14 protein-coding genes are annotated in these 10,087 nt (G+C 51.3%); 13 read left to right on the forward strand and 1 reads right to left on the reverse strand.

The features are described 5' to 3' along the window. Positions 1-229 precede the first annotated feature (229 nt). From C7B82_RS28550 to C7B82_RS28560, 3 genes are all read left to right on the forward strand, one after another. The gene (locus tag C7B82_RS28550; RefSeq protein ID WP_181357748.1) at positions 230-988 is read left to right on the forward strand and encodes an SGNH/GDSL hydrolase family protein; all 759 of its coding nucleotides are present in this window, start codon (positions 230-232) and stop codon (positions 986-988) included. An 88-nt stretch (positions 989-1,076) separates the two neighbouring features. Beyond that, complete coding sequence (locus C7B82_RS34470; protein ID WP_181357750.1) at positions 1,077-1,397, forward strand: MFS transporter; 321 nt, start codon at positions 1,077-1,079, stop codon at positions 1,395-1,397. Then, complete coding sequence (locus C7B82_RS28560; protein WP_106260464.1) at positions 1,382-2,314, forward strand: MFS transporter; 933 nt, start codon at positions 1,382-1,384, stop codon at positions 2,312-2,314. The genes C7B82_RS34470 and C7B82_RS28560 overlap by 16 nt, the downstream gene beginning before the upstream one ends. Before the next feature lie 47 nt (positions 2,315-2,361). On the opposite strand, the gene C7B82_RS28565 is transcribed toward C7B82_RS28560, so the two are convergent. Further along, positions 2,362-2,754, reverse strand: a complete 393-nt coding sequence (locus C7B82_RS28565; RefSeq protein WP_181357751.1) for a nuclear transport factor 2 family protein — start codon at positions 2,752-2,754, stop codon at positions 2,362-2,364. 327 nt (positions 2,755-3,081) lie between these two features. Here C7B82_RS28565 and C7B82_RS28570 point away from each other — a divergent pair, with 327 nt between their 5' ends. From C7B82_RS28570 to C7B82_RS28610, 10 genes are all read left to right on the forward strand, one after another. After that, the gene (locus tag C7B82_RS28570; protein ID WP_106260468.1) at positions 3,082-4,305 is read left to right on the forward strand and encodes a PDDEXK nuclease domain-containing protein; all 1,224 of its coding nucleotides are present in this window, start codon (positions 3,082-3,084) and stop codon (positions 4,303-4,305) included. Between the two features lie 148 nt (positions 4,306-4,453). After that, entirely contained in the window at positions 4,454-5,314 is an 861-nt protein-coding gene (locus C7B82_RS28575; protein WP_106260470.1) for a ParA family protein, read from the forward strand. 5 nt (positions 5,315-5,319) lie between these two features. Beyond that, positions 5,320-6,483, forward strand: a complete 1,164-nt coding sequence (locus C7B82_RS28580; protein ID WP_106260472.1) for a ParB/RepB/Spo0J family partition protein — start codon at positions 5,320-5,322, stop codon at positions 6,481-6,483. 158 nt (positions 6,484-6,641) lie between these two features. After that, positions 6,642-6,764, forward strand: a complete 123-nt coding sequence (locus C7B82_RS34475) for a hypothetical protein (RefSeq protein ID WP_281259061.1) — start codon at positions 6,642-6,644, stop codon at positions 6,762-6,764. Between the two features lie 225 nt (positions 6,765-6,989). After that, complete coding sequence (locus tag C7B82_RS28585) at positions 6,990-7,571, forward strand: recombinase family protein (protein ID WP_245940142.1); 582 nt, start codon at positions 6,990-6,992, stop codon at positions 7,569-7,571. Between the two features lie 110 nt (positions 7,572-7,681). Then, positions 7,682-8,044, forward strand: a complete 363-nt coding sequence (locus C7B82_RS28590) for a WDGH domain-containing protein (RefSeq protein ID WP_106260474.1) — start codon at positions 7,682-7,684, stop codon at positions 8,042-8,044. Then, the gene (locus tag C7B82_RS28595) at positions 8,044-8,394 is read left to right on the forward strand and encodes a hypothetical protein (RefSeq protein WP_106260476.1); all 351 of its coding nucleotides are present in this window, start codon (positions 8,044-8,046) and stop codon (positions 8,392-8,394) included. Before C7B82_RS28590 ends, C7B82_RS28595 begins: the two co-directional genes overlap by 1 nt. Positions 8,395-8,480: 86 nt before the next feature. After that, positions 8,481-9,305, forward strand: coding sequence for a hypothetical protein (locus C7B82_RS28600; RefSeq protein ID WP_106260478.1), 825 nt, complete (start codon positions 8,481-8,483; stop codon positions 9,303-9,305). Between the two features lie 9 nt (positions 9,306-9,314). Then, a complete protein-coding gene (locus C7B82_RS28605) occupies positions 9,315-9,560 on the forward strand; it encodes a hypothetical protein (RefSeq protein ID WP_106260480.1) in 246 nt (81 codons plus the stop codon). A gap of 59 nt (positions 9,561-9,619) precedes the next feature. Next, positions 9,620-10,021: a hypothetical protein gene (locus tag C7B82_RS28610; protein WP_146141303.1), complete on the forward strand. Its 402-nt coding sequence runs from the start codon at positions 9,620-9,622 to the stop codon at positions 10,019-10,021. The last annotated feature ends 66 nt before the right edge of the window (positions 10,022-10,087 follow it).

A 10,087-nucleotide genomic window follows, 5' to 3' on the forward strand; every position in this document is an offset into this window, starting at 1 on the left:
TTGGAAAATGTCTTGATTGCAGGTTTGACGGCTTATGATTGCAGGTCGCTACAACTATCACCCTTTTGCGGATCAGTGAGAGGAACCTGATTAGAAAACACAGAGCGGTTGCTTGTCCTCACCGCATTACAGCCTGCCCTTACAATCAGTTGTGATACGGATCGTTCTGTGTTCTTGCTCTTTGACTGAAGTTGCTCTTTGACTGAAGCGCTCAAAGCTTCCTTACATGATGAAGCACCCGTTACTGCTGCTCTCTCTTATCCTGAATCTGTTGCTTCTGTCTTGCCTTGGCTACATCACTTACAAAATGGGCTACCTCGGCAGATTCCTCATTGCGGCGACGGGCGATCAGTTTGCTACACCCACAGATACCCTGAGTGCCCAACCCATGTGGCAAGAAACGGTTCGCTTTCAGCAAATGATCGCTGACCACCACCACTTCAAAGCCTGCTTGTTCGGTGATTCCATTTCGGCTCAGATCGAGAATACCTTGGGTAACGACACCTATAATTTTGCGATCCCTGGCATGAGTACGCTTTCGCTGCTAGAGCAACTAGACGCACTCAAGGCAGTACAGCCCACCTGTGACCTTGCCATCCTTGCCATTGGAACAAATGATGCCGCCTATCGCACCAATGAAGCGCAATTTGAGCGTAACTTGAAGCAAATCATCGCCATACTCAGGTCAAGCATGGGTACACAGCAAATCGTTCTGCTGCCTGTGTTTTACTCTACCGTTGCTGCCAGCCATGATCCGTCGATCGCGGGGACGCTAGAGCGTGTCGAAGCGATCAACGCACGGCTTGAGCAAGTTGCCAGCAAGGAGCATCTACCGCTTCAAAAAGATGCCACGCAAGCGCTGTTTGCTGGGCAGGCATTACGCGCTGATCTCACTGTTGATGGTGTCCATCTCAACCTGCTGGGTAGACAGATCTATCGCACGGCTTTGCTGCGGTTGGTTCATACCCATGAGCCGCTGCACGAATGATGGGCTCATTACCAGGTGTAGAGGTAAAGCCATTGCTCTAATCGAAGCATCCTGCGTAAACTGGGGCATTTACTGTAGCGAGTTTTTGATGCCAATCCCGATCACCGCCAACAGTCAGACGCGCTGGCGGCTTCCCGTCGTCCTTGCCGTCACTGTCTTCATCAATTATTTAGACCGGAATAACCTGGCTCTGGCGCTCCCTCGCCTCGCTCAAGACTTTGGCTGGAGCGATCGCGAAGTCGGTGCCAAGGGTGAATGGCTGTTGGCTGCTTTCTTTCTAGCGTATGCGTTGTCGAATATGCTGCTGAGTCCTGTGGCGGAGCGGTTTGGTCCGAAACGGAGCGTGATGGTAGCCATCAGTGCCTTCTCACTCGTGACGCTTTTGAGTGCGTTATGGGATCGTCCTTGACGGCTTTGCTGGTCTTACGGTTGCTGTTGGGGTTGGGCGAGGGAGTCCATATTCCCATGTTGAGTGCGCTCACCAGCCGTTGGTTTTTGCGAGGGGAGCGATCGCGTGCGAATGCCATTTGGGGCAGCGGTATTTTACTCTCTACAGCCATTGCACCCCTGCTAGTGGTGCCATTCATCCAACTCTGGGGGTGGCGTACAACCTTTGCCATTTTGGGCATTGGCGGGATGATGCTCTCGCTGCCCTTGGTGTATGTTCTGGTGCCAGACGAACCACCGGACGCGGTACGACAGGATGCTGTCGGCAGCGCAGCGCGTGCAGCCAAAGCAAGCAAGCCTGGGTTGAGCTACCGTCGCGACTATCGGTTCTGGCTCACGGTTGCCGGGGGTAGCCTCAATGCCTTTTGTGCGTTTGGCTTACTCAACTGGTTGCCAACCTACTTCAATCGTGCCAAAGGGATCGACTTTGACCAGCTAGGATGGCCGCTGGCGCTCGTGTTTACCGCTGGCATTGTTGGCATGGCGCTGATGGCGTATTTAGGAGACAAACTGCAACAAAGAACATTACTGGCGGGGGTGGGGTTTCTCATCGCCGGGGTCATGGTCGCTCTTGCTGCCACCACAAGCAGGTTAGAACTTTTGGTACTCTTTTTTGCGATCGCCGTCTTTTGTCAAAGTGCCTACGGCGCTCAAGAATATGCCATTGTTCAACACCTCTTGCCAGCCGATCGGGTCGGGGCGGGCACAGGACTCTATAACGGGCTAGCGGTCTTGTTGGGTGGAGTCGGCGGCTCTCTCATTCCAGGGGCAATCGTGGCAGCCACTGGCAGTTTTGATCTGGGTATCCTGAGCCTGGTCGTGGGTGCATGGCTTGCCGCCGCTGTGATGTTTGTGCTGGCACGTCTGCTCCGGTACTGACCGTTAGATGGTTGCGTCCAAGAGAGCCTGCCTGGAGGAAGCGATCGCTAGGACCAGAACGCATCCACAAGAGACTGGTTCAGGTTAAACGCCCAGGCTTCTTGGAGCCGTCCCGTTTGCAGTTGAAAGATCACGCCTCCTTCCCATGACAGTGTTCTACCGTTCCGAGTGGCGGTATCACGAGTCAGTACCACGGCTCGATTGTCATTGGCAAAGACATCCTGTACGGTCACCTGAAACTTGCCCTGGCTCAACGTCGCAAATTTGGCAAAATAGCCAAGAATCGCCACGACCCCTTGATAGTCACCAGAGAGCAGATTATTGCCGGGAGAGTGCCAAACAGCATCCTCGGTGATGAGTGACATTAAAGCACTGCTATCGGCGCTGGCGAACGCCTCGTACCCACGCCGAATAATGACTGCATTGGAATGTTCTACCATTTGTGATTGCCTCACTCGAATGACCATGATTCAGTTAATTTTGTCCTATCAGGTTACATTCCGCGATCGAGATCTAGCGACGTTAAACCTTTAAACTTACCGACACTGCCGCAGCGACTTGCCCTGCTGGAGCAACGTCTGCAAGAAAACGACGATGACCAGAAGCGGTGTAGACCCTACCCGACTTGCGAACGTCAAATCAGAGCATAGTTGGCGAAAGTTGCGCTTGAACTGCAGCAATAGCGGTCATCCAGCCAAAGCTTGCCTTAGACCAGACGTGATAATATCATCCGGTCTACCGATTTACTTGTGAAAGGGAATTTGTGAGTGGAGTACAGCCGCCTCCTAGCCGGAATTAGCTACATCAATAGCTTTAGCCAAATTGCCGTCGCTCGTGCAGTTAACCAAACGCTCACACTCCGTAACTGGTTAATTGGAGCCTACATCATTGAATATGAGCAAAACGGCGTTGATCGCGCTGCCTATGGCACCCAACTGATTGAAACCCTTGCAAAAGACCTGAAAAAACGAGGCATTGCAGGCTTCGCTCTTAGTAATCTAAGAAACTTTCGGCAGTTTGCCCTTGCCTATCCTCATCTTGCTGAAGAAGCTATCTTACCTAAGTTAATCTCCTTCGCCAGACTCGTACCGACTGAGATTCGCCAGACGGTGTCTGGTGAATTGAGATCAGAGCCTGCTGAAGTGTCTGTTGATGCCATTGAGATTTCCTTCGCAGAGCTTTTATTATTTCCATCTTTGCAAGGTCGCGCTCAAAACGAACCGCCTCTGCTGTGGCAAGATGCAGCGTATTATCAGAAACTTTTTGCCACCGTATCCTGGTCACATCTGCTAGAGCTTTGTCGGATCAGCGATCGCCTGAAGCGAGCTTTCTACGAATTGGAGGCAGTTAAGAGCAATTGGTCTCTTCGCGAGATGAAGCGCCAGATGAATAATATGCTTTACGAGCGCATTGGGCTATCCAAAGACAAAGCAGCCGTTCTCACGCTTACCCAGCAAGGGCAATTGGTTGACTCTCCACAAACTCTTATTCGCGATCCTTACATTTTAGAATTCTTAGGGCTAGCAGAACGTCCTGTTTACACTGAAACTGACCTGGAGCAAGCCCTCATTGACCATCTCCAGGAATTTATGCAGGAACTCGGTCGAGATTTCTGCTTTGTTGAGCGACAATTCCGGATGACGGTTGAGAGTGAACATCACTTTCTGGATCTATTGTTTTACCATCGTGCGCTCCAATGCTTGATTGCGATCGACCTTAAGCTCGGAAAGTTCAAGCATGACTACGCTGGGCAAATGAACTTTTATCTTAATTACCTACGAGAGAACGTTGCTTATCCCTATGAAAACCCTCCGGTTGGCATCATCCTGTGTGCAGAACGAGACGCGGAGACTGTTAGATATGCGACCGCAGGGCTAGATAACCAACTGTTCGTTTCTCGCTATCTCATTGCTCTTCCTTCAGAAGCTACGCTCAAACAATGGTTGCGAGAGGAGCAAGAACGCCTCAGCGAGCCGAAAGAGCAGTCGTGAGCGTTGAAAGGGTAAGTTTTAGCGCTTCAGACGAGTAAAGTACGAGTAGAATTCTAGAGCGACACTAACGTTAGTGTCGTGCCTGCAACAAAAACAAGCGACACTAACGTTAGTGTCAAAAAGATTGTCGAACCATATCTCTGGCTGAATGAAGACACGAAAAGCAGTAAAGCGTCAAATCCGTCTTGCCATTCTTAGCAACGCAGGTGGTAGCGGCAAAACCACGGCAGCGGTTCACCTTGCCTATGTCATCGGGGTGAAAGGCTACAAGGTTACATTAGTTGAGCTAGATAGTAACGGCTCAATTCAGACCTTTGCCGGACTTCCTCCAGCTAAGGCTGAAAGCTCTTTGGCAGTAGTTCTCAAAAAAGGTTTTGATGGTAACTATCCATTGATTCCTCTTTGGTCAGAACACGTCTCTAGCATTTGGGCAATACAAGGTGGCGCTCCCTTAAGGGAAAGCGTCGTTGAAATTAACAACTCTGAGCGGAAATCTCAAACGCTGAGAGATCGGCTGGAAGACTATCCCCTCGAAAGCGACTTGATCATTTTCGATACCCCTGCATCACTTGACACGATGGGTCTGCTTGCCTTGGCTGCCTGCACACATCTACTCGCCCCGATCAAGCCAGAGTACAAAGACACGGGATCATTTGTTGATTTACTTAACTGGTACAACGAAAAAATTCGAGAGCTGCGGCTCAAACCGCGTCCAGAAATTTTAGGGTTTGTCCCATCACGAGTTGATATTGGAGAAGAAGCCATACACAGAAATCTTTTGGGCTTGACGAAGCAAGGAAAACCAAATAAGAAGATTCCTCCTGAAGAAACTTTACCCTTTCAAATTGAGCAAATGGGTATCCATTGCTTTCCACTCATTCGAGAATCTAGCTACTATCTATGGGCTTCAGGCGCAGGACTTCCGCTTCATCTCTATCGCCCCGGTTGCCCTTTCATTGAAGATTTTCAACCTTTAGTTAATGCTGTTGAAAAATTAATGACAGAGTAGGACTTATGCCCGCAAAGAAACCCGCTTCAATCTCTCAAATGTTTGCTCCAGCCTCTCAAAATCAAGAAGTATTGCAGCTTCAAGACCGAGTCGAAGAGTTAGAAGACGAGCTACGGCAATTGCGTTTGCAGGAACTTGATTCTGATGTAAAAACGGCTTTAGAAGAGCAGATTCAAGAGCTTGCCCAACAGCTTGCTCAACAAGGTGGAGAGCATTATATTTCCCTAGAGCAGATTCAACCTGATGCTGATCAACCCAGAACCGTCTTTCCACCCACAGTAATTCAAGCTCGTGCCAAAAGCCTTCGTGAAGAGGGACAACATTCACCAATTATTCTGATTCCCCAAACAGAAGACTTATACAAGTTATTCGATGGTGAGCTGCGTTGGCGCTCTGCTTCCCACGCTGGTCTGACTACACTACGGGCAGTCTTTCTCACACAAGATGCTCTGGACAAACTAGATAGGGCTGCTGTCTTTGATCGTCAACTGACAACCAGCCTGCAATCTGAAAAACTTCATCCTTTTGATCTTGCCAACGGTTTGGTCAAGTTGATGGTGATGCGTCATCCTCAATTGAATGAGCAGGTCAAAGCGATTCCAAGCTTGCTCAATGCTGTCATCCAACGGTTGCGACGTTCCGGGGAGATTGCAGAGCTAGAGGCAGTTGCGATCGCAGACCGAATTGTTCAACAGGAGTGGATTGAAAAGGTCTGCGTTTCTGAAACAGAGCGTTGGATTCTAGAAGCGATCTTAAGTAAGCAACTGAATCCAGTGTCTATCAATAGCAATGTGTTTACCTTGCTAAGCCTACCAGACGACCTTCAGTCAGTCATTCGTACTGCGGGTCTAGAAGGCAGTAAAGTGCTGGAGCTAAGAAAGGTTTCTGGCAAGAACTTGCACAGTGATGAAGCGGTAGCAACGGACTTACGGATAAAGCTAATCCACGAAATAATCCATCAAGGTCTATCACTTGATAAAATCCGCTTCAAAGTAAAGGCAATTCTTAAAGAACATTCAGATGCACAGCAACGACCAAAACCACTTGATCTTGCTCAAAGGCTTTCAAGCATTCCTAAGCAGCTCAAACAGGCTAAGGTTTGGGAAGACGCGCAGAAACGACAGAAATTGGAAAAGTTACTCAATGAATTAGAGGGCTTGCTGTTGTGATCAGAAGCGAGGTGATTCTAGCTTTTTTAGATGCACTTCCTAATATCCTCCGTTGCTCAGCCTCAAGCACTTTCTCATCTCGCTTTTGCATTGGGTGATTTTTACTAGCTTTTCCTTTGACAAGGGCATGCTCTACGCTTGCTGTGACTTTATACGGCATGACTCGACCGCCACAACCCTTTGTTTGTACGGTGCAACTGGCTCGCCAAACCTGGAACCTGCGTCCCACAAAGCTGCCAAATGTGGGGTTGGAGGAGCAGTGGAACGGTAAATGCACTTAAGCATCCTCAATTTGCCCATATCAACCGCCTTAAGCACTAAGAATAAAGCCTTACAGCCTGTTGACATGCCCCATTAATCAAAGGCAATAGCCGAATCACTATGAGGTGGATACTCATTGCACAAACGTTTGTTTGTGCAACGATGCAAAGCTCACCTAAAATAGACCCATAGCCTGTTGCATAAACGTATTGCATTATTACAACCATTGGCAACAGGTTTTTGCAATGATGCTCATTGGTTACGCACGGGTTTCAACTCAGGAGCAGAACGCTGGACCTCAAATTGCGGCGCTGAAGGCTGCTGGATGTGAACTCATTTTTCAGGAGACTGCCACAGGCGGTCGTTGGGAGCGACCTGAATTGCATCGTCTACTGGGTCAACTACGCAAGGGTGATGTAGTGGTGGTCTGGAAGCTCGATCGTCTGTCACGTTCCTTAAAAGATGTTCTGGCCTTGATGGAAAAAATCCAAAAGGCCGAAGCGGGCTTTCAGAGTCTAACGGAAGCCATTGAGACCACTTCGCCGGCTGGTCGCATGATGATGCAAATGGTTGGTGCCTTTGCCGAGTTCGAGCGCGCCATGTTACGCGAACGTACATGTAATGGCTTGAATGCGGCTCGAAAGGAAGGGCGCGTTGGCGGTCGCCGCCCCAAACTCAAAGCACACCAGGAAAAAGAAATCCAACACTTGGTGGCTTCAGGACAAAAGACCGCTGCCGATGCGGCTCGCCTGTTCAATGTGCATCCGTCTACGGTCTCGCGTTTGCTCGCGCGTCATCAGGTGATTGCAGAGGGACTTGAGCCTTAAGTGCCTTTACCGTTCCACTGCTCCCCAAACCCCACACTCTAGAAGCCTTCACTACGAAACCACCAACAACCGAAATCGAAGCAGCTTATTATCTGGGCAGAGCGAGCAGCATGGTGATCGTTGTCAGGGATGAGTGTCGCAAAGTCGAACGGGTCGCGCTGGATGCCCTTAACACGGCGATCGCTGCCAAGGACAGCGCCTACAACGAGCGCAACCAGTTGATCGCCTTCCTCGCGCGCGTCCTGGCTGGTAGTGGCTACACGGTGGGATTAGGTCAGCACGATCCGGAGGATAAGGAATGGGAGGACGATTGGCGCAACATTGTGTACATGGAACTCCCCAGCGGTCAGGTGAGCTGGCATATCCACGACTCGGAACTCGATCAGTTTGCTTGGCTCCCAACCTATGAAAAGCCCTGGGATGGGCACGATACGCCCGAAAAGTACCGCCGTCTCGCGAAGGCAGGGATCTGATGCAACCAGACCACACCCGGATCATTGAACTGCTCGCCGCCCAGCATGAGCAGGGCAGAACGCTGATCGTTTCACTCCTGGGCGCGGGCGCAAAATGGCATCTCATCGCAACGATCGCCCAGTTCTACAGCTCGTTAGACGAGACGACCAACAATCTAGGCGATCGCCCTCATGGAGGCTTACAGGTCATCCAGGGGGCGGCGATGCATGTTGGTTACTCCCAAGCCAGCGTGCTTGATCTGGAGGCTACCATGCAGGAGCTTTCCAGACTGGAAAAGCGCCTGCTCGCGGCGATCGAAGAGGTTGAGGCAAGAACGGCATCCTTGGAGCGGCAGGCGAGCCGCACCTAGCAACGCGCAGCAAAATCTGGGCACTCTAACCACAGGACTGCCCACGCCTTAGAAGGGATGCTTCAACGCTTCAAAGCATCCCGCTCATGACTCGCAAAGATCTTTTAAATCTGCTCGCCAAGAAAAACGCCTCCCTACCAGCGGGCAAGCGCTTGAACCCGTTCGGCAAATCAGATGCCGCGATCGCCAAGTTTGTGGGTGTGCAGATCCCCACCGCCCAGGCGGCTCACGGTGCGGACAAAAAGCAAAAGGAAGCCCGTCAGGCAGTCTTTGCGGCGGCTCACAGATTAAAGGCGGCGGGCAAGCCTGTCACCCGAGAGGCGCTTAAAGCCGAACTAGCGAAAGACCTGAGCAAAAAATACGCTAAAAAAGCCGTTGGTCTCACCGCCACAGAGGGCGCGGTCTATGCGGCGGGCTTGGCAGGCGGCGTGGTCGCGGGTCCGGTTGGGGCGGCGGTCGGTGGGGCGGCGACAAGAGCCGTGATTATCGGCGGTCAGAAAATTCACGCTGAAATGCAAAAGGTTAAAGCCGAATCACAAACGGCAAAGCAAGCAATCAGCGAAAACAAGGCTGCACGTCGAGCGATCGGCAACCTGGCAAGTGAGGGAATCACCCAGGTGAAGCGGGTAATGGGTACGCTGAAATCGGGCGAATTCTTGACAGAATTGAAGCATGAGCTGGGTGGAGACCTTGTTGCTCCTGTACTCGAAGAAGCCGCGCATCACTTCATTGAGCACCACGCTGAACACCTCGTTAGCGCCGCTCTCGGTGGTGGGGCAGCCGCAGTCTTTGGGGGCATGATAGTTTCCAAGACAGTGAAGACGATCGATCACGCGCTGGCTCACCACAAGCCCTTACAGGCAGCAGGACGAGCGATCGCCGCAACAGTTCAAGCAAATATACACGGTTAAAGGAGAGTTATGGGCAAAGCAATCGATAAACTCAAAGAGCTACGCAATCAGCTCGTGACTGGACAACAAAAGATTGACCAGGCTACAGAAATGGGCAAAGCGTCACTACTGAAGACGCTGAAAGCTAACGGCATCAAAGCCGATGAGGTCCTTGAGTTTGACCTGAATGGCGCTGGCATCTTCATGATGGGCGGGAAGAAATACGTCTGTCAGGTCGAAGATGACGGCGTTAGTTATGGCGAAATCAAAGCGTAACGACGCGGACTGCCCACGCCTTAGCTGGGATGCTTCTCTCTACCGTTTGGGCGTCCCCAGTGACTACAATTACGCGCAAAGCCGTCTATGAGGCAGTCAGGGCAAAGCTGCCTACTGCCAAGCAACGGGCGGCGCTCACCCAGAAATTAGGCAAGCCCTGGAGTCATGCCAGCACTGAGGCGATCGCCCAGGCGATTGGCATGGAGGCGACGCCACGTAAACCCAGCAAGAACGCTGCCCATTCAGTAGCCAAGCGCTACGGCGTGGCGAAAACGTTCGCGGCTGATGCCGTCGCGACGAAGATCGCGGGCGAAGATCAGCACCATCAGATCCAGGTAAGGCAACGCGTCGTGAGAGCAATAAACCGCGCCATGAATGCGAAGGCAAAGGAATTAGGGCGCAAGCTGACGCCAGAAGAGAAGCGGCACATCGCTGTGAAAGCACTCCATAGGGTTCCTTGACGCAAAGGTACGTAAAGCGACATGCCCCTGCGAGGAAAGGCGCTAAGATCCACCGTTTACATGGGT

It is taken from the genome of Stenomitos frigidus ULC18, assembly GCF_003003795.1.
GTDB lineage: Bacteria > Cyanobacteriota > Cyanobacteriia > Leptolyngbyales > Leptolyngbyaceae > Stenomitos > Stenomitos frigidus_A.

Bases quoted from the DNA above. Each gene is read 5' to 3' on its own strand.
- C7B82_RS28550 (WP_181357748.1), top strand. From the start codon at position 230: ATGAAGCACCCGTTACTGCTGCTCTCTCTTATCCTGAATCTGTTGCTT.
- C7B82_RS34470 (WP_181357750.1), top strand. From the start codon at position 1,077: ATGCCAATCCCGATCACCGCCAACAGTCAGACGCGCTGGCGGCTTCCC.
- C7B82_RS28560 (WP_106260464.1), top strand. From the start codon at position 1,382: ATGGGATCGTCCTTGACGGCTTTGCTGGTCTTACGGTTGCTGTTGGGG.
- C7B82_RS28565 (WP_181357751.1), bottom strand. From the start codon at position 2,754: ATGGTAGAACATTCCAATGCAGTCATTATTCGGCGTGGGTACGAGGCG.
- C7B82_RS28575 (WP_106260470.1), top strand. From the start codon at position 4,454: ATGAAGACACGAAAAGCAGTAAAGCGTCAAATCCGTCTTGCCATTCTT.
- C7B82_RS28580 (WP_106260472.1), top strand. From the start codon at position 5,320: ATGCCCGCAAAGAAACCCGCTTCAATCTCTCAAATGTTTGCTCCAGCC.
- C7B82_RS34475 (WP_281259061.1), top strand. From the start codon at position 6,642: ATGACTCGACCGCCACAACCCTTTGTTTGTACGGTGCAACTGGCTCGC.
- C7B82_RS28585 (WP_245940142.1), top strand. From the start codon at position 6,990: ATGATGCTCATTGGTTACGCACGGGTTTCAACTCAGGAGCAGAACGCT.
- C7B82_RS28590 (WP_106260474.1), top strand. From the start codon at position 7,682: ATGGTGATCGTTGTCAGGGATGAGTGTCGCAAAGTCGAACGGGTCGCG.
- C7B82_RS28595 (WP_106260476.1), top strand. From the start codon at position 8,044: ATGCAACCAGACCACACCCGGATCATTGAACTGCTCGCCGCCCAGCAT.
- C7B82_RS28600 (WP_106260478.1), top strand. From the start codon at position 8,481: ATGACTCGCAAAGATCTTTTAAATCTGCTCGCCAAGAAAAACGCCTCC.
- C7B82_RS28605 (WP_106260480.1), top strand. From the start codon at position 9,315: ATGGGCAAAGCAATCGATAAACTCAAAGAGCTACGCAATCAGCTCGTG.